This is a genomic window from Pontibacter sp. GD7, assembly GCF_058216375.1.
Genome location: NZ_JBYZMP010000007.1, coordinates 147,821 through 165,157 on the forward strand (window position 1 = coordinate 147,821; position 17,337 = coordinate 165,157).

Here is a 17,337-nt window from a genome sequence, read left to right on the forward strand (position 1 = left end):
CATTAGCTCAGTACAATTGTAATTTTCATTTTCTTGGTAATGCCAGTGCCCGGCTCCAGCGACTGTTGTTTTACCCGTTTGCCAACTCCCTGCACTTTTACGTCCAGGTGCTGGTTACCAAGTATAAACAGGGCATCGCGTAAGGTCATCCCCACCACATCCGGCACCTTGTTGGCCAGAACAGGTGTTGGATTAAAGTCCAGGGAGCGCATTTTAGGCTCTACCTTCACCCACTCCTCGTCTGTCAGGTTAGGGTGGTGGCTGACGCCGATCTTATTGCATATGTAAGTCAGGTCTTCCAGGCTGCCCGCCTCTACCCCTGGCATACTGTCTTTGTTTGGCACCATGCGGGCACGCAACGGCTTATGCATGGCAAGGTCTCGGGCGTAGGCTTTGTCAGCCAGCTCCTTAAATACCGGCGCAGCCACGTCGCCGCCATACACGTTCACCCCTTTCGGGCTGTCTATGATCACGATGCAGCTATACTTTGGCTTATCGGCCGGGAAGTAACCTGCAAATGATGTGGAGTACTCCATTACATAGCGGCCATCCTTCACCTTTCTGGCTGTGCCGGTCTTGCCTGCCACTTTATAGTCCTTGCTATGGATGTTTTTAGCTGTACCGTTCTCTACAACGCCCTCCAGCATGGCACGCAGCTTCTTCAGTGTCTCGTCTGAGCAGATCTTCTCATTCAGCACACGCGTTTTGTAAGACTGGATCACGGTATTGGTCTTGCTGATCTCCTTCACGATGATCGGCTGGATCTTTACGCCATTGTTTGCCACCGCATTGTAGAAAGCCAGTGTCTGCAGCGGCGACAGTTTCATCTCATAGCCGATGGCCATGGAGGTAAGCGTGGTACCGTACCAGGTTCTGTCTTGTGGGTTCTTCATAAACGGCCTTGCCTCGCCATCCATCTGAAAGCCAAGCGTGCTGTTCAGGCCAAACTTGTTCAGGTAATCCACATAAGCCTGCGGGTTAGCGCTGAAGTGCTGCTCCATCAGTTTGGCAACGCCAATATTCGAAGACTTCTCAAAAATCTCTTTTACCGACAACACACCATAACCACCGTTCTTCGCATCGGTCATGATCGTGTTCTTGATGCGGTAACGGCCATCACCCGTGTCTATCGAGTCGTTTAGCTTTACATCCGGCGCAAACTCAAACAGGGCCATCATCGAGGCAAGCTTAAAGGTAGAACCCGGCTCGGTGCGTCCCTGGTTTCCAACCGCATAGTTATAATCCTCGATGTAACCACCCTTGGTCTTGCCCAGGTTGGCAATGGCTTTGATCTCACCGGTCTTCACCTCCATCATGATCACGCAACCATACTCGGCATTGGTTCTTTCCAGCGCTTTATACAGCGCATTCTCCGCCACGTCCTGCAGGTTAATGTCGATGGTGGTTTTGATGTCGTAACCATGCTGCGGCTTTACTTCAGTGCCATCATAGATCGGCTTGTTGCCGCCTGCGATTCGCTCAAATAAGGCCTCTCCGTCGGTACCGGCCAGGTGCTCGTTAAAGCTGAACTCGAGTCCGGCACCGTTCTTATCTTCGTTTATGAAACCAATGGTACGCTCTGCCAGGATCCCGAATGGTTTGAAGCGTTTCTCTACTTTCTCAAATATTACCCCACCCTTGTTCTTACCAGCTCTGAAGATTGGCCACTGCGCCATCATCTTCTTGTCCTGGTAGTTGATCTGCCGGCTGTTCAGGCGCAGGTATCTTCTGCCGTCGTGGCGGGCATTCTTAATCTTGCGGCGGTAATAATCCTCTGACCTGTCTTTGTAGAAACGCGCCAAAAGCATAGACAGGGAGTCTATGCCTGCATTGAAAATTTCGGCATCGGCCACGGTTGGGTCAAAGGCCACCCTGTAAAAGGGAAGCGAGGTGGCAAGTATACTTCCGTTATCTGAGTAAATATTACCCCTGGTGGCAAACACCGGTTGGTAACGGATACGACGTTCCTTCGAGATCTTTTTCCAGCGGTCTCCTTCCACAAACTGTATGCGCACCACCTTGTACACAATGGCACAGGCGCACAAACAGATAATCAGGAAGACTACCCGTACCCTTATGACGATGGATTTCTTAATATTCATCGGCAGGAACGATCACTTGATAAGGTGGCGATGAACTTTCTACAAGGCCAAGCGGCTCCACGTTGCGTGCAACCTCAGACTGCTTGCTGGCCTCCATGTAATCCGACTTGAGCGTAGTATAATCTGCGCGCAGGTCTTCTGTTTCTACTTTAACTTTATCTATCCGGCGGATGGTTTTCTCCGCAAAATGGGTGTTGCCAATGTAGAAAAGCGTAATAAGGGTAGTATAAAGTATGTATGGGAGATACTTAAGCGGAAGCCCCTCTTCAAACAGGGCGTCCACGTTTGTGTATTTATCAAGGAGAGTGAAAATACTGAAACCCTTGCGCTTTCCCTTGGGCTTTTTGGGTTGCTTTACCTCTGGCTTCATGCGCACCGAGTTGGTCTTCGGCGGGTTGGATTGTTTGATCAGAACATTTGAAGCCATAGTTACTGTAATATTTTGGAGCTATGTAATAGCCTTTTATTTAATCATCTTATTATCTTTTCTCTGCAATTCTGAGTTTGGCGCTTCTGGAGCGGCTGTTTTCGAGCAGTTCCTGCTCCGATGGAACAATTGGCTTGCGGTTAACGGCATCAAGCGGCTTTATCTCGTTCCCATAAAGGTCCTTTTCAACCTCCCCGAAAAATTTGCCTTTTGCAATAAAGTTCTTTACCAGCCTGTCCTCCAGCGAGTGGTAAGAGATCACTACTAATCTACCACCGGGCCTGAGTACTTCAGTTGCCTGCTCCAGCATTTCCTCCAGCGCCTTCATCTCATCGTTCACCTCTATCCGGAGTGCCTGAAAAACCTGCGCCAGGTATTTGTTCTCTTTCCCTTTTGGGGTGCAGGAGCTTATCGCCTGCTTAAAGTCATTTATCGTTTCGAAAGGCTTTCTGGCTCTTTTCTCCACTATCGTCCGGGCAAGCGTTCTGGCGTTTTTCACCTCACCGTAAATCCCGAAGATCCTGTGCAATTGCTCCTCAGAGTATGTCTCCAGAATCTCTTTTGCCGTAGTGCCGGCCTCTGCGTTCATGCGCATGTCCAGCGGCCCCTCGAACCTGGTGGAAAAACCACGCTCCGGCACATTGAACTGATGTGACGAAACCCCAAGATCTGCCAGTATCCCGTCCACCTGCTTTACGCCATATAGCCTCAGGTACTTTTTAAGGTCCCTGAAGTTGGCTCTCACAAACTGGAAGGCCGGGCTATCGATCTTCTTCGACTGCTCCTCTGCATCGCGGTCCTGGTCAAAACTGTAAAGCTTACCGCTTGTAAGCTTGCTTGCAATCAGTGCAGAGTGTCCGCCTCCGCCAAATGTCACGTCCACGTAAGTGCCTTCCGGCTTAATAGCCAGGGCATCCACAGACTCATGAAACAATACAGGACGATGGTATTCCATTAAATCAAAGGCTCTTCTGCCGGTTTATCACCCAAAAACTTTTGTGCCAATGCAGAGAAATTCTGCTGGTCTTTTATCAGGAACTCCTCATACTTGTCAGGGTTCCAGATCTCCACACGGTTACCAAGCCCAACTACAATGGCCTCCTTCTCCAGCTCGGCAAAACGCGCCATGGTCTTGGGCACGATAAAACGGCCTGCGCCATCCAGCTCTATCTCCGTGTTGCCACGGAAGAAATTTCGCTGAAAGTGACGGTACTCTTCGTTAAACTCATTCAGGCCTGCCACCTTGTCGTAGATCACCTTCCACTCAGCCTTTGGATAAAGCACCAGGCAAGGTTCAAATCCTCTCATCAGCACCACATGGTTGCCCGATGCCTCCGGCAGGTTGGATTTTATCTTTGCAGGTAAAACCAACCTTCCCTTCGGGTCAATCTTGCACTCATATTCGCCAGAGAGAAAGTTCATAGACAATAACAGTTTGGTCCGTAGAGTTCTCGGACATTACAAATGTAGCGATTCAACCAAACTCCACAACCACAATCTACCACTTTTTACCACTTTGTGGATAAATTATGGTAATCCACACCACTTATCCACATTATCCACACTAAAAACGCTATATATTGGGCATAAGTTTTTTTGCGCCGCATTACCTTTTTAGCTAAAATACGAGCCCAGCAAACCATAAAATACTAACTATCAATATTTTATGCGTTAATACATAGTAAATTCTCTATTCTCCACACATATCCACAGAAAAGTGGGGCAAAGTGGCGGACCGAGACCATATTTTTGAAAAAGTGGAAGAAAGTGGGGCAGATCACGTATATTTGCAACGTGAAAAGTATACTTCGCCATAGTATCTTAACCCTGCTGTTGCTGAGCGTTTTGCTTGGCTCGGTTGGTGTTGCCTTTAGCCAGGAGTTCTGTCTCATGGCAGGGGTTAAAACATCAGCACTGACAGATGAGGCCCTGAAGTGCTGCACCGGCGAAGATGCAGCCGGAGTAAACGCGGACGATTGCTGCGATGAAGCGATCGAGTACGAAAAGCTTGAGCCGGTCGCGGCCCTGAAAGGATTTAACCTGCAGTTGCCTGCATACTTCCCGAATCTGCTCAAAACCTATGCGCCGGTGCATGTGGTTAACCAGGCCGCAACGCAGCGCATTTATACTTACACCGACAGTTCTCCCCCTGTTTACGGGCGTACACTCCTGCATCGCCTGCATACCCTTATTGTCTAGCATTGATAAAGTACAAGACCAGCGCCTGCCACAGCAGATGCGCACCCCTGTTTGTATTTTAACTTTACTCAGACATACCATTAAATGAACAATAATTCTGTAAGGCAATCTGGCATGCTATTGGCCATACTTACGCTTTTTTTTATCACGTTAGTGCCAGCCACCGCACAGCAGCTAAGTGGCAGAGTGGCAGACAAGAACAACAGTACCCTCCCGTTAATTGGCGCCAATGTGGTCTGGAAAGGTACCAGCAAAGGCACTTCTACGGATGTGCTGGGCAATTTTGCACTTTCCACTGCCGATGCATTGACCCCTGAAATAATAGTGACCTACATCGGGTATAGGCCTGATACCATTAACGTAGGCGGCAAAACCCAGGTAACGATTCTGCTTGAACCAACCAGCAAACTGCAGGAAGTGGTGGTAGAAGGCCAGCAGGCGCGTTACTCCTCCCTTACTCCCACCAACTCGCAGGTGATCACCACCCGCGATCTTGAAAAATCGGCTTGCTGCAACCTGGCGGAGAGTTTCGAGACCAATGCCTCTGTGGAGGTCTCTACCACAGACGCTGTTTCGGGGGCAAAGCAGATACAGATGCTAGGGCTGGACGGTTCTTATACTTTGCTGACCACGGATAACATTCCTGCCCTGCGTGGGCTGGCCACTCCTTACAGGCTTAACTACCTCTCCGGCACTTTCATTGAGTCCATTGACATCATAAAGGGCACTGGCTCCGTGCTGAATGGTTATGAGTCGATATCGGGGCAGGTGAACGTGGCACTGAAGGACCCGGAGAAAACAGAGCGTTTATACTTTAACCTGTATGGCAACAGCCTGGCAAAGTTTGATGCCAACCTAAACCTGGCGACCTCCGTGGGCGAGAAATGGAGCACCATCCTGATGCTGCACTCGAACCACCTGGGCAACCGTGTGGACCGCAACAAGGATGGTTTTATGGACCTGCCACTGGGCACACAGTATAATGTGTTTAACAAATGGAAGTATAGCCATAAAGATGTGGTGTCAGAGTTCGGGATTAATGCCCTGCGCGAAACCAGGACAGGCGGACAACTAAAGTATAACAAGGACTTGCCGCAGGAGCAGCAGCCATTTTACGGCACACACTCTGAAACAGACAGGATCATGGCTTACAACAAGTCATCCTATACTTTCCCGGGTAAGCCTTACCAAAGCATTGGCCTGATCACCTCTGCCGCGCACCATAAATTCGATTCCAATTATGGACTGCGCCAATACGACGGAGAGCAGAACAGCGCCTCTGCCAGACTAATTTTTCAATCTATACTTGGACATACAGGCCATACTTACAAAGCCGGCCTTAGCTACAACTACGACAATTATTCTGAAGCACTATCCGACAGTTCATTTAACCGCACTGAGCGAGTTCCAGGTGCATTCGTGGAATACATCTATAATAACACAAAGAACCTAACAGTTGTAGCCGGCTCCAGAGCAGACTTTCATAACCTTTTCGGCACGGTGTTCACCCCGAGGCTTAACGTTAAGTTCGATGCAACGCCGAATTCTATTTTCAGGGTGGCGGCTGGTAGAGGATTCAGAGTAGCTAATCCAATTGCAGAAAACTCTGCTATACTTGTAAGCTCCAGAAGTATAAAAACCACAGAAGACCTAAAGCCAGAACAGGCCTGGAACCTGGGTGGATCTTTTACCCACTTCTTTGAGCTTGGCGGAAGACCCGGCACTTTTGTGACGGATTACTACTACACTACTTTCACGGACCAGGTAGTGCTGGATATGTACTCTAACCATGCACAGGCCCAGTTTTATAACTTAGATGGCAGGTCGTTTTCCAAAAGCTTCCAGACGGAGGTGCAGTATGAAGTGTTAAAGGGCCTTGATGTGAAAGCGGCTTATAAGTTCTTTGATGTGAAGACCACTTACCAAGGCACGCTCATTCAGAAACCCATGATCCCGCAGCACCGTTTCTTTGTGAACCTTGGCTTTGCCACCCCATTCGATAAATGGCGTGCCGACCTTACAGGACAATACTTTGGCCTGATGCCGCTTGCCCCGATAGAGCAGGCAGGCATGAACGAATCCGAGAGGTTTTATACTTTTAATGCCCAGGTTAGCAGGGCCTTTAAGCGCTGGGAAGTATACTTAGGCGGTGAGAACCTTCTGAACTACAGGCAGCCAAACCCTGTTGTGGGGGCTGAGCAGCCTTTTGGCCCAAATTTTGACGCAAGCATGGTCTGGGGACCAATAACAGGACGGGTGATTTATGCCGGCCTGCGCTTTAAAATGGATTAACCACATATCAAATAAACAATAACCCATGAAAATTTTGAAATCGTTATTAGTGGCACTGGTGCTTACACTGGTTGGCTTTGGCGCAAACGCTCAGTCTCAGAACAAAAATGAGCAGACTGTAAAGATCAAGACATCTGCTGTGTGCGGCATGTGTAAGAAAACAATAGAGAAGGCCATGGCCTATGAGAAAGGCGTAAAAACATCTTCACTGGATGTGGAATCTAAAGTGCTGACGGTAGTTTTTGACAGCCGCAAGACAAGCGTGGACAATTTGCGCAAAGCCGTAAACGAGTCTGGTTACGATGCTGATGACAAACCAGCTTCTGAGCGTGCCTACAAAAGGCTGGATGACTGTTGCAAAAAAGAGGCTGGCAGCCACTAATAACAGCTACTAAAGTATAAACAGGAAGGGGAGCCAAAATTGGCTCCCCTTCCTGTTTATACTTTGCGTTTCCTAAAATTTAAATCCTACGTGCAGGCCAACCGACAGCATGGGTGTTCCGCTGGAATAGTAGTAATAGCCTACCCTACCGCCTGCCACGCCATTGCGCAGGATATTAAAGTCATTTTCGATGAAGCCGTTATATCCCACATCGGAGGTCTTAATGTGCTTTACAGAGCCATCTACGGTACCATCTTTTGCGTTTGAGTTTATTTCGGCACGGTGCCTGCCCCCTACTCCGCCACCAATCCTGAACGCCACAGACTCGTTGTTGAGCAGGTCGAAGCTGGCCTCCAGGTTTGCCATATAAAATGTGTTTTTGATGGAATAGATCTCTTTGATATCATCGTAGCGTGAGCCAGTGGCCAGCCCCAAGTTCAACCCCACAGCCACCCTTTTTCCGACATGGTGCGTGTAGCGGTTATTAAACATTAAACCTTGGCTATCATACTCCGATAACCAGATATAACTTACTCCCGCCTTCAGCATATTAGGGTCTTTACCCGCCAGGGCAGAAGACACGGAAAGCAGGAAAATAAAAGGAAGTATGTATAAGAAGCGCACAAATAGGTTCATATAAAGTTAATAAGGGTGAAATAGTGCCTCTATGGTAGCTAGTTCTGTAGGTAAACAGTGTCGTGTGTATAGCTGTATCATACTTTGCCACCACACAAATGTTTCAAAATCAACAGTAAATTATCTCACCAAACATATAATTATATGACTATCAGCATATTTAAATACTACACCTGATACCACAGAATAGCACTATCACAATACACACTTATACTTTCGCCTTGTACAGTTGCCACCACGGCAGGTATGGCTTGTCGTGGTGCTCGTAGTGGTAACCGAAGAAGTAGCAACTGATAAAAGCCCACAGGTGGTTTTTACTTTGCGTGGAGGATTTATGCGGATTTTCGGGTGCATGCTGTCCCCGGTGAGGCAAATAGGTGCCGAAATAGAAAAGCTGGAAAGTGGCAATTATGGCAGGCAGCATCCAGAAAAGGACCACATTCTCCAGCGGGAAAAACAGCTGCAGCACATTGTAGGTAACAGCCATCAGGAGTATCTGCCACCAGGCAATGTAATTGCTGAGAAAGCTGAAGTACCAGGGCCAGAAAGAGCCATGATGATAGTCGGGGTCGTGCTCGGTGGCCACATGGCGGTGGTGCTGGTGATGCTTAGGCAACAGCCGCGGATACCAGTTGTATGCAAACAAAAACGCCGCCACAGTGCCAATGGCCTTGTTTAAACGGGGCCTGCCTGGTGCTGCTACCCCGTGCATGGCATCGTGGGCAGTAATAAACAGGCCGGTGTACAGGTGGGTTTGTAACAGCACAAAAAGGTAGGTCAGCGGCGATGCAAAGGATACTTCAAAAGCAGCAAGCAAGTATGCTAAAAGGATGAACCAGCAGCTCACGATAACTGCCGCGATCACAATCCCCCTCTTATCATGCTGCCGTTCTTTAGCCATGTATACTAAACGCAAATAGGTTTATACTTCCATCCCAAGCAGCGCCTCTTTCACCTCTTCCATCAGCCACATTGGCGTAGAGGTAGCGCCACAAATACCCACTGAGTCACCGTTGGCGAACCAATCGGGCTGCAACTCCTCTACTTTTGAAATAAAGTAAGTATGCGCGTTGGTGTCTTTACATACCTGGTACAGCACTTTGCCATTAGACGACTTTGTGCCCGAAACAAAGATGACCTTATCATACTTTGAGGCAAAACTACGGAGCTCTTTGTCACGGTTTGACACCTGTCTGCAAATGGTATCGTTGGCATTTACCTCATACCCGCGCTGCTCCAGTTTGTCTTTTATAGTATAAAAGTTATCTGTGCTCTTGGTGGTCTGGCTGTAGAGGGTAATGGTGGCGGGCAGCTCATGCTGTAGCAGTTCGTCTATACTTTCGAACACAACCGCCTGGTTGTTTGTCTGCCCCAGTAATCCCAGCACCTCGGCATGGCCGTGCTTGCCATAGATAAAGATCGGCTCCTGCTTGTCGTAAGACGACTTGATGCGGTTTTGCAGCTTTAGTACTACCGGGCAGGAGGCATCTACCAGCGTTAGGTTATTCTGCAGCGCGATCTGGTAGGTTTCAGGGGGCTCGCCGTGTGCCCTGATAAGTACCGCCTCGTTTTTAAGCTCTCGCAGCTGCTCATGGTTGATGATGCGCAGCCCACGCTGCTGCAGCCGCTCTACCTCCACATCGTTGTGCACGATATCCCCTAAACAATACAGATACCCCTGCTCGTCCAGCAAGTCTTCGGCCATCTGAATGGCATACACCACCCCAAAGCAAAAGCCGGAATTAGGATCAATTGTAACACGCAAGCTGCTCATACTCTTTATACAACTGTGGGTTGATATTGTTTAATGCTCTTACGCTGTTTTATGCCTTCGTACAACGAAATTGTTACCAAAAGCATCAGCATTGAGTACATGGTATCCTCAACGGGTATGGAAACAATCCTGAGCCCAAGGTTATAAGTGTTATTATACCATACTATGGGCAGGTAAGTAAGCACACCGTTTACCAGCAGAAAAGGCACCAGGTGCACGAGGTAGGCCATAAAAAATCGGCCCAGGTAACGCGAATCAAAATATTTAAGGTGCAGCAGCAGGGCCAGGGCCAGCAGCATAAAGGTTACAGAAGTATAAACCCTGCCAATGTTAAAAATGGCAACCAGCGGAAGGATGATCAAAAGTATAAATGCGATTCCCTTCGCATAAGGCTCCAGCAGGTCTCTTCTGATATACGCCTTCAGTACATCATAAATAAACACACAGGCATAAGGCACGGTAATAAAGAACAGGATCTCCTCAATCGGCAAGCCCAGCAAGTATAAACCTGTCAGGTATTCCGGGTTAAAGCCCCACACGCCTACCTCTGTAAACACCACATCCCAGGCAATAAAGAACGCGGCATTGGCAAGTATGGCAGGCCAGAGCGCAAACCACCTTTTGTAAAAGGCCACCTTCCTGTCGAATGACAGCAGTAAAGGAAAGGCAATCGTGAAGATGTTCAGATAGAGGTATAAATACATAACTTAATTTATTTAACTAACACGTTTGCCAGAGCCTGAGTGCTCAGTGCACTCCCGCAACAAACATATTTCTGTATTGCCTTAGTTCGGTAAGCTCCTCTTCGCTGCAACAGCCCAGCGAGATCATGATGTCACATACGGTTTGCACCCACGATGCAGCCAAACCGGAGCCGGTTGCATTTCTAAGGCAGGACATAACAATCTTCTTATCCTCGCTCAGGTGCTGGCTCATTTTCAGATACCTGGGCACATTGCTCTCTACTGTGTAACGCAGAAACCGGATCTCTGCGTTGCTGGCATTTATCTCCACGGCCTGTTCAAACAGCTTTGCCGACGCTTTCAGGTGCCTGAGCTTTGACACTACCATGGTGGCATACTTTGCCTCTATGGCCTCAGCCGCAGCCTTATAAGCCAGCACCACAGGATCTTTGCCGTCATAGGCCTGCATTACCTGGCAAAACAGTTCACCGGCCTTGCTGTTTTCGCTTGCCTGCCGGTACAGACCACGCAATTGCGCCACATCGTAGCTAGAACTAAGATTACCCGAAACTGTTTTAAACAGGGGCAAAAAAATTAAGATTAAAATTAATGCGGATTTCATTTTACCTGGATACTTAAAAGATTAACAAAACCTGATCTGCCAAGCCGTACAATTACTTTTTGCACACACATATGCAACAGCTATCGGTAATCGGCATTCAGGGTTTGTAAACTAGTTAAGCATGCAGGCAAAGGGTAAAACAGTCTGTACAGACAAGCCTTAAAAAAACCATATGCATTGCCGAAGCACGGCAACACGATTTGAGTAAAAACTTGCTTGAATATGAGTACAGGTGTTATACTTTTATACAGGCATTTAAATAGCTATGTTTCGCAGTGCCTGCCGCTCTGCCTCGGTGCAATGATCTTTCATCAGCATAAAATTCTTAATAGTGCGCATCATATCCGTGGATACCCCTGAATCAGGGTGCGCCCTGAGCCCTTCGAATATCACGGCCTTGTCTTCCTGCAGGTGTGCACTCAGGTTAAGGTAGCGCGGCACATAATGCTCCACTGTAAATCTGAGAAAGCGTATCTCAGGGTTATTTTTATCCAGCTCAACAGCCTCCTCAAAAAAAGCTGCCGCCGTTTTTATGTGCCTCAGTTTTGCATAAGGGTTCCAGTTATACTTGGCCATCACGGCTTCGGAGGCTCCTTTGTATGCCAGCCTTACCGGGTGCCGCTCTCTGTAGGCCGCCATCTTTTTATGGAAACGGTTGGCCGCCTCCTCATCTTTACTGGCCTGCAGGTACTCCTGTCGCAGGGTGGCAAGGCTATAAGTTTTGTTGTTGTCTGCCGGAGAAGTATAAAAGGTAAAGCCCAGCAGTAAGCAGAGTAAGCATGTAATCATTAAATAACGTTTAGTCTGTACTTGAGATACGATCCCAGCAGCAAAGCGAGTTTAGTATTGTCAGGCACTCTTACGCGTTCTTTCAGTATATGGGTTGCCGGCAGGTTCTGTATCTTCCGGAAAAGCTTGAGATAATACACATAGGCCAGGTATACTCCCATTCGCGCAGCCTTGGGCAGCGCCATTATCCCTTCATAGGCATCTTCGAAATCTTTAAGTATATCTGCCTCTATCTCGGACTTGCTGGCGTTGTTAAAATTCTTGTAATCAACTTTCGGGAAATATACCCTGCCGCGTTCATCGTGGTCGCTGCGCATGTCTCTCAGGAAATTAACCTTCTGGAAAGCGGCGCCCAAGCTCCGTGCCGGCTTCTCCAGTTGCTTAAATTGCTCCTGGTCACCTTCGCAGAATACTTTCAGGCACATCAGGCCAACCACTTCTGCAGAGCCATAAATGTACTCCTCGTAAAGCGACCTGTCATACTCCTGGTCATCGAGGTCCATTTCCATACTTTTCAGGAACGCCTCAATGTAAGCCTTATCGATCTGGTACTCGTTTACCACACACTGGAAAGCATGCAGCACAGGGTTCAGACTGATACCGTTATCAATCGCCTCGAAGGTCTGCTTCTTAAAATCCTGCAGCAGTTTGCGCTTATCGTGTTCATGGAAGGTGTCCACGATCTCATCGGCGCAGCGCACAAAGCCATAAATGGCGTATATCGGCATATGAAATTTTTTGTCCAGCGTTTTGATACCCAGCGTAAAGGAGGTGCTGTAAGCTTCTGTTACTACTTTACTGCATTGTAAACACGTATCCCTGAATAAATCCATGAGCCTTATTGGTTTGATTGCTTTATACTTTAACCGCAACAGGCGCTGCGTACTCTTTTGCAATTTCTTTTGCCACTACCTGCCCCGAAATAAGCGATGGCGGAACTCCGGGGCCGGGCACGGTAAGCTGACCGGTATAGAAAAGGTTTGATACTTTTTTGCTCTTCAGGCTGGGCTTCAGTAGAGCTGTCTGCATAAGGGTATTGGCCAAACCATAAGCATTGCCTTTAAAGGCGTTGTAATCTGATATAAAATCGTTGTGTGCGTAGCTGCGCTTGTATACTATGGCATTACGGATTTCCTGCTTCGTTAGCTGCTCCAGCCGGTCCATTACTTTGTTAAAATACAGCTCGCGTACCTCAGCTGAATCTTGCAGGCCCGGCGCCACCGGTATAAGTATAAATAAATTCTCACAGCCTTCAGGCGCTACCGACGCATCGGTAACGGAAGGTGCGGAAGCATAGAAAAGCGGTTTTTTCGGCCATTTCGGATCTGTGTAGATCTCGTGTGCGTGTGGCCCGAAGTCTTCGTCGAAGAACAAATTATGGTGCTGCAGGCTTTGCAGCGGTTTGTTGATGCCCAGGTAAAAAATAAGGGATGAAGGGGCCATTACACGGGTATCCCAGTAACTTTGGGAGTAACTTTGGCAGGACTCAGGCAACAGATGTTGCTCTACATGATGATAATCTGCGCTTGCCACCACCACATCTGCCTCAAAATCTGATGAGCCCGTTACAACACGCGTGGCCTTTCCGTTGGCTACTTTTATCTCCTGCACATCCTGCTCATACTCAAATCTAACTCCTTTCTCGGTGGCCAGTTTTACCATACCCTCTACTATCTTGTACATGCCTCCCATCGGGTACCAGGTACCCAGGCTGATATCGGCATAGTTCATCAGACTATAGAGAGCAGGCGTGTTTTGTGGTAATGCTCCCAGAAACAGCACCGGAAACTCCATAAGCTTGAGAATGCGCTCATTTTTAAAGTAACGCCTCACATGTTTGTGGAAAGACTGGAAGACGTCCATCCGCAGCACATCCAGTAACAGCTTCGGATTCATGAACTCTGTTAGCGAGCGGCCGGGCTTGTAAACCAATTGGTTGATACCCACTTCATACTTGTAAGCAGCCTGCTCCAGAAACTTATCGAGTTGCGCTGCGCTTCCCGCTTCCATACTTTCAAATAGCTGCTGCAGCGCTGGCATTTTGGCCGGAATGTTCACAAAATCATCTTGCCCGAAAACCACCGTGTAAGATGGATCTAAACGCTTTAACTCGTAATAATCAGAAGTGCTTTTGCCAAAGCGGTTAAAGTATGACTCAAAAACGTCAGGCATCCAATACCAGCTCGGCCCCATGTCAAACGTAAAGCCATCCACGGAAAAACTCCTGGCTCTGCCGCCGGGTGTGCTGTTCTTTTCCAGAACAGTAACATCATACCCCATATCTGCCAGGCATGTGGCAGCCGACAAGCCCGAAAACCCGGAACCGATCACAACGACTTTAGTTACAGACATAGAAGAGGGTTATGGTTATGCGTCTTGTTTGTACACCTTAAGTACTTTCTTTAACTCTTTGCGAGCTATATGTATTCTGTTTTTTACGGTGCCAATCGGAATTTGAAGCTTATCGGCAATTTCCAGGTACTTGTAGCCCACATAGTACATCATAAAAGGGGTGCGGTGCTCTTCGCTGAGGTTTGCAATTGCCTTGTTAATATCACTCATGACGAAAGTTGACGTCCCTTTGTTTTGCGTCACATAATTTTCGTCGGTGTTGAGGTACTTCAGGTAATCAGCACTGTCTATGTTGCTGCTTCGCTTGGTAATCTTGTTATAGTTGTTAATGAAGGTGTTACGCATGATCGTGTATAACCATGCCTTCAAATTAGTACCTGCTTTAAACTTGTCTTTGTTTGATAAAGCCTTCAACATTGTTTCCTGAACAAGGTCTTTGGCATCGTCAGAGTTGCGGGTCAGGTTTAAAGCGGCCGGACTAAGCGATTGCGCTACCGTCTGTATCAGGTTATTAAATTCTATCGCTGTCATTTTGTTAACCTTTTTAATGTAAAACTATAAACAAATATACGAGATAAAATCAAAAAAAATAATTTTGTTTAAATATATTTGATTAATCATTAAACAAAATAGACAAACGACATTAATTTTCATGTGAATGAACATTATTACACCCTGAACGGCGTATAAAGTATAAAAAAAAAGCCCCCTGCCTTAAACAAACGTTTAAAACAGGGGGCCTGGATTTATGTGATTCTAAACTTAACCGAAAATAGAGAGTAATTCGCCGGAAGAACCAATCTTTTTAATGCTCTCCGGGAAAACTAACCGCTCATTATGCAACTGATATCCATATAAGTACACGGTACAATCAGGAAACGACTCAGCAAGTTTATCAATGTATGCCTGCAAATGATCCCTTTCCGGGCTTGATGTAAAAACAGAACAGATATAAGAGACATTAAATTGCTGATACGTCAGCAGCAGATCGTCGAAAGGGAGATTTTGCCCCAGGTAGATCACCTTCTTGTTGTTGGCACGCAGCAGGTAGTTAATGTAAAGCAATACCAGCTCATGCAGCTCTCCCTGTGGGAGGAAAAGAATATAAACCGGTGCATTTTCGGGTGCCCGCACCACCTGCCCATCAATGGCCACTATAAGTTTTTGCCTGATGAGGTTACTAACAAAATGTTCGTGTGCCGGGCTTATATTACCAGTCTGCCAGAGAATGCCTATTTTAGTCAGAAAAGGATAGATCACATCGTTCATCATCCCTTTTAAACCAAACTGCAAGGCTGCCGTGGAAAGCGTTTTGTCAAATGATTCCTCATCCATATCCACCATAGCTTTCACAAGTGTATGAATATGATGCGATCCCCTGCACGACTCATCACAAAGCTGCTGTACTTTCTCGGTTATCTGCTCAGGCCGCATTTTGGCTATTTTTGAAATTTTATAGCCACGCTCATTTAACAGCGAGATATTAAGTATAGATTTCAGGTCTGCATCATCGTAGTAACGAATGTTGGTATCGGTACGCTTAGGACACAGAATATTGTAGCGCTGCTCCCATGCCCTGATAGTATGTGCCTTGATCCCAGACAGGTGCTCTAGTTCTTTAATAGTATATTGAGCCACGTTTCTCCTCTTGTTGTTTATGAACAATCTCTTTTGCCTTCCTAAAATAGTGCGGGGCTACCCAAAGCATCCCAAAAGATTGTGAGCCATACTTTCCCTCTGTACTATGATGCACCTTATGCGCCATGTTTAAAGCTTTCAGGTAAACACTAGACGATTTACCGAAGAGCTTTAAACGCCTGTGAATAAAGACGTCATGAATCAGGAAGTAAGCAACGCCATAAAGTGTTATGCCAGCGCCTATCCAAAACCTGTAATCTATCGGCTCTGAACCAAAGACAAAAAACATCATGGCCAGAAACCCATAGTAGGCAAAAAACAGGTCATTCCACTCGAAAGCGTGCTTATGCTTAGTATGATGCGACTTATGCAGCACCCAAAGGAAGCCGTGCAGCACATACTTGTGCATTGCCCAGGCAACACCCTCCATGGCCACAAACGTCAATAGCATTATACCGATGCCCACAATCATATTAAGCAAACAACAAGTTTAACATTTAGTTTTAAAATATTGAACAAAAGCTTACCATTTCATTGGCTCTTTGTTCAAAAAGGAGGCGATTCCACGCTGGCAGTCTTCACTGCCACGGGCAATAGCATTCATCTCCGACGCATACTGCAACCCTCCTTCCAGGCTCATTTCCTGCACACGCGCAATCATTTCCTTTGTAACTTCCATCGATTGCTTCGAATTTTCGAAGCACAACCGCTGGGCAAAAGCAAACACACGCTCTTCCAGCTCTGCGGCAGGCACAATATAATTTACAAGCCCATAGCGCTCTGCCTCTTCAGCTGAGATCAGATCACCGGTAAGCAACAACTGCTTGGCACGGGCCTCCCCTATTTTTCTCAGCAGAAACACTTTAACAATGGCAGGTATGAAACCGATCTTCACCTCGGTATATCCGAATCTGGCCTCCGGCACTGTAAACCCAAAGTCGCAGATGGCAGCAAGGCCGCAGCCCCCGGCAATTGCATGTCCGTGAATCTGCGCGATCACCACCTTCTTCAAAGTATAGATCAACCTGAAAAGCTCCATCAAGTGTGTCGAATCAGCCAGGTTTTCATGATAATCGTTTTCCTGCAGGCGCTGAATGTACTCGAGGTCTGCCCCGGCGCAAAACACTTTTCCTTCGGCTCTCAACACCACTACTTTGCATTTATCGTCTTCCTCGGCAAAGGCAAAGGCCTGTTTTAGCTGGGTTACCACTTCATAGTTAAGGGCATTTCGTTTATCGGCACGGGCTAATGTAATGTACCCTACACGCTCCTTGGTTTCATAGTGTACAAATTCTGCAGTGTGCGTTGCAGTATAATCTGTCTTTTCGTTCATGTTTTATTTTTTTAGGCTTGTTTCAAATATACGGAAGTAAGTATGCAATGCTTAAATAAACTCCACTTTTGCTTATTTGCCTGCCTCTGCCCCGCTTAAATTTATGTA

At 47.2% G+C, this 17,337-nt stretch carries 19 protein-coding genes; 3 read left to right on the forward strand and 16 right to left on the reverse strand.

Features of this window, described 5'->3' with window-relative positions:
- Positions 1 to 2 precede the first annotated feature (2 nt).
- Genes AC4BAP_RS12640 through mraZ form a run of 4 tightly spaced genes read right to left on the reverse strand, consistent with a single transcriptional unit; the run spans position 3 to position 3,951 of the window.
- Entirely contained in the window at positions 3 to 2,102 is a 2,100-nt protein-coding gene (locus AC4BAP_RS12640; protein WP_490583021.1) for a penicillin-binding protein, read from the reverse strand.
- The gene (locus AC4BAP_RS12645; RefSeq protein WP_490583022.1) at positions 2,092 to 2,529 is read right to left on the reverse strand and encodes an FtsL-like putative cell division protein; all 438 of its coding nucleotides are present in this window, start codon (positions 2,527 to 2,529) and stop codon (positions 2,092 to 2,094) included. The genes AC4BAP_RS12640 and AC4BAP_RS12645 overlap by 11 nt, the downstream gene beginning before the upstream one ends.
- A 52-nt stretch (positions 2,530 to 2,581) precedes the next feature.
- Positions 2,582 to 3,484, reverse strand: a complete 903-nt coding sequence (gene rsmH, locus AC4BAP_RS12650; protein WP_490583023.1) for a 16S rRNA (cytosine(1402)-N(4))-methyltransferase RsmH — start codon at positions 3,482 to 3,484, stop codon at positions 2,582 to 2,584.
- A complete protein-coding gene (mraZ, locus tag AC4BAP_RS12655; RefSeq protein WP_490583024.1) occupies positions 3,484 to 3,951 on the reverse strand; it encodes a division/cell wall cluster transcriptional repressor MraZ in 468 nt (155 codons plus the stop codon). The genes rsmH and mraZ overlap by 1 nt, the downstream gene beginning before the upstream one ends.
- Positions 3,952 to 4,278: 327 nt before the next feature.
- On the opposite strand from mraZ, the gene AC4BAP_RS12660 reads away from it, so the two are divergent.
- The 3 genes from AC4BAP_RS12660 (at position 4,279) to AC4BAP_RS12670 (ending at position 7,402) form a co-directional block, all read left to right on the forward strand.
- Positions 4,279 to 4,728, forward strand: coding sequence for an HYC_CC_PP family protein (locus AC4BAP_RS12660; protein ID WP_490583025.1), 450 nt, complete (start codon positions 4,279 to 4,281; stop codon positions 4,726 to 4,728).
- An 84-nt stretch (positions 4,729 to 4,812) separates the two neighbouring features.
- A complete protein-coding gene (locus tag AC4BAP_RS12665; protein WP_490583026.1) occupies positions 4,813 to 7,020 on the forward strand; it encodes a TonB-dependent receptor in 2,208 nt (735 codons plus the stop codon).
- A 25-nt stretch (positions 7,021 to 7,045) separates the two neighbouring features.
- On the forward strand, positions 7,046 to 7,402 hold the full coding sequence (locus AC4BAP_RS12670; protein ID WP_490583027.1) for a heavy-metal-associated domain-containing protein: 357 nt from the start codon (positions 7,046 to 7,048) through the stop codon (positions 7,400 to 7,402).
- 72 nt (positions 7,403 to 7,474) lie between these two features.
- On the opposite strand, the gene AC4BAP_RS12675 is transcribed toward AC4BAP_RS12670, so the two are convergent.
- From AC4BAP_RS12675 to AC4BAP_RS12730, 12 genes are all read right to left on the reverse strand, one after another.
- Positions 7,475 to 8,038, reverse strand: coding sequence for a hypothetical protein (locus AC4BAP_RS12675; protein WP_490583028.1), 564 nt, complete (start codon positions 8,036 to 8,038; stop codon positions 7,475 to 7,477).
- Between the two features lie 208 nt (positions 8,039 to 8,246).
- The gene (locus tag AC4BAP_RS12680; protein WP_490583106.1) at positions 8,247 to 8,939 is read right to left on the reverse strand and encodes a fatty acid desaturase; all 693 of its coding nucleotides are present in this window, start codon (positions 8,937 to 8,939) and stop codon (positions 8,247 to 8,249) included.
- 21 nt (positions 8,940 to 8,960) lie between these two features.
- Positions 8,961 to 9,812, reverse strand: a complete 852-nt coding sequence (locus AC4BAP_RS12685; protein WP_490583029.1) for a 4-hydroxy-3-methylbut-2-enyl diphosphate reductase — start codon at positions 9,810 to 9,812, stop codon at positions 8,961 to 8,963.
- Positions 9,813 to 9,817: 5 nt separating this feature from the next.
- Positions 9,818 to 10,516 carry a lycopene cyclase domain-containing protein gene (locus AC4BAP_RS12690; RefSeq protein WP_490583030.1) on the reverse strand — a complete coding sequence of 233 codons (699 nt, stop codon included), beginning with the start codon at positions 10,514 to 10,516 and terminating at the stop codon, positions 9,818 to 9,820.
- Between the two features lie 43 nt (positions 10,517 to 10,559).
- Entirely contained in the window at positions 10,560 to 11,084 is a 525-nt protein-coding gene (locus AC4BAP_RS12695) for a hypothetical protein (protein ID WP_490583031.1), read from the reverse strand.
- Between the two features lie 288 nt (positions 11,085 to 11,372).
- Positions 11,373 to 11,906: a hypothetical protein gene (locus AC4BAP_RS12700; RefSeq protein WP_490583032.1), complete on the reverse strand. Its 534-nt coding sequence runs from the start codon at positions 11,904 to 11,906 to the stop codon at positions 11,373 to 11,375.
- Positions 11,906 to 12,739 carry a phytoene/squalene synthase family protein gene (locus AC4BAP_RS12705; RefSeq protein ID WP_490583033.1) on the reverse strand — a complete coding sequence of 278 codons (834 nt, stop codon included), beginning with the start codon at positions 12,737 to 12,739 and terminating at the stop codon, positions 11,906 to 11,908. Before AC4BAP_RS12705 ends, AC4BAP_RS12700 begins: the two co-directional genes overlap by 1 nt.
- A 22-nt stretch (positions 12,740 to 12,761) precedes the next feature.
- Positions 12,762 to 14,258 carry a phytoene desaturase family protein gene (locus AC4BAP_RS12710; protein ID WP_490583034.1) on the reverse strand — a complete coding sequence of 499 codons (1,497 nt, stop codon included), beginning with the start codon at positions 14,256 to 14,258 and terminating at the stop codon, positions 12,762 to 12,764.
- 15 nt (positions 14,259 to 14,273) lie between these two features.
- A complete protein-coding gene (locus tag AC4BAP_RS12715) occupies positions 14,274 to 14,789 on the reverse strand; it encodes an RNA polymerase sigma factor (RefSeq protein WP_490583035.1) in 516 nt (171 codons plus the stop codon).
- A gap of 231 nt (positions 14,790 to 15,020) precedes the next feature.
- Positions 15,021 to 15,896, reverse strand: coding sequence for a MerR family transcriptional regulator (locus tag AC4BAP_RS12720; RefSeq protein ID WP_490583036.1), 876 nt, complete (start codon positions 15,894 to 15,896; stop codon positions 15,021 to 15,023).
- The gene (locus AC4BAP_RS12725; protein WP_490583107.1) at positions 15,877 to 16,368 is read right to left on the reverse strand and encodes a sterol desaturase family protein; all 492 of its coding nucleotides are present in this window, start codon (positions 16,366 to 16,368) and stop codon (positions 15,877 to 15,879) included. The genes AC4BAP_RS12720 and AC4BAP_RS12725 overlap by 20 nt, the downstream gene beginning before the upstream one ends.
- A gap of 51 nt (positions 16,369 to 16,419) precedes the next feature.
- Positions 16,420 to 17,229 (reverse strand): enoyl-CoA hydratase/isomerase family protein, encoded by an 810-nt coding sequence (locus AC4BAP_RS12730; RefSeq protein WP_490583037.1) that lies wholly within the window; start codon positions 17,227 to 17,229, stop codon positions 16,420 to 16,422.
- Between the last annotated feature and the right edge of the window lie 108 nt (positions 17,230 to 17,337).

Coding starts and splice junctions, on each gene's coding strand:
- AC4BAP_RS12640 (WP_490583021.1), bottom strand. CDS start 2,102: ATGAATATTAAGAAATCCATCGTCATAAGGGTACGGGTAGTCTTCCTG.
- AC4BAP_RS12645 (WP_490583022.1), bottom strand. CDS start 2,529: ATGGCTTCAAATGTTCTGATCAAACAATCCAACCCGCCGAAGACCAAC.
- rsmH (WP_490583023.1), bottom strand. CDS start 3,484: ATGGAATACCATCGTCCTGTATTGTTTCATGAGTCTGTGGATGCCCTG.
- mraZ (WP_490583024.1), bottom strand. CDS start 3,951: ATGAACTTTCTCTCTGGCGAATATGAGTGCAAGATTGACCCGAAGGGA.
- AC4BAP_RS12665 (WP_490583026.1), top strand. CDS start 4,813: ATGAACAATAATTCTGTAAGGCAATCTGGCATGCTATTGGCCATACTT.
- AC4BAP_RS12670 (WP_490583027.1), top strand. CDS start 7,046: ATGAAAATTTTGAAATCGTTATTAGTGGCACTGGTGCTTACACTGGTT.
- AC4BAP_RS12675 (WP_490583028.1), bottom strand. CDS start 8,038: ATGAACCTATTTGTGCGCTTCTTATACATACTTCCTTTTATTTTCCTG.
- AC4BAP_RS12680 (WP_490583106.1), bottom strand. CDS start 8,939: ATGGCTAAAGAACGGCAGCATGATAAGAGGGGGATTGTGATCGCGGCA.
- AC4BAP_RS12685 (WP_490583029.1), bottom strand. CDS start 9,812: ATGAGCAGCTTGCGTGTTACAATTGATCCTAATTCCGGCTTTTGCTTT.
- AC4BAP_RS12690 (WP_490583030.1), bottom strand. CDS start 10,516: ATGTATTTATACCTCTATCTGAACATCTTCACGATTGCCTTTCCTTTA.
- AC4BAP_RS12700 (WP_490583032.1), bottom strand. CDS start 11,906: ATGATTACATGCTTACTCTGCTTACTGCTGGGCTTTACCTTTTATACT.
- AC4BAP_RS12705 (WP_490583033.1), bottom strand. CDS start 12,739: ATGGATTTATTCAGGGATACGTGTTTACAATGCAGTAAAGTAGTAACA.
- AC4BAP_RS12710 (WP_490583034.1), bottom strand. CDS start 14,258: ATGTCTGTAACTAAAGTCGTTGTGATCGGTTCCGGGTTTTCGGGCTTG.
- AC4BAP_RS12715 (WP_490583035.1), bottom strand. CDS start 14,789: ATGACAGCGATAGAATTTAATAACCTGATACAGACGGTAGCGCAATCG.
- AC4BAP_RS12725 (WP_490583107.1), bottom strand. CDS start 16,368: ATGATTGTGGGCATCGGTATAATGCTATTGACGTTTGTGGCCATGGAG.
- AC4BAP_RS12730 (WP_490583037.1), bottom strand. CDS start 17,229: ATGAACGAAAAGACAGATTATACTGCAACGCACACTGCAGAATTTGTA.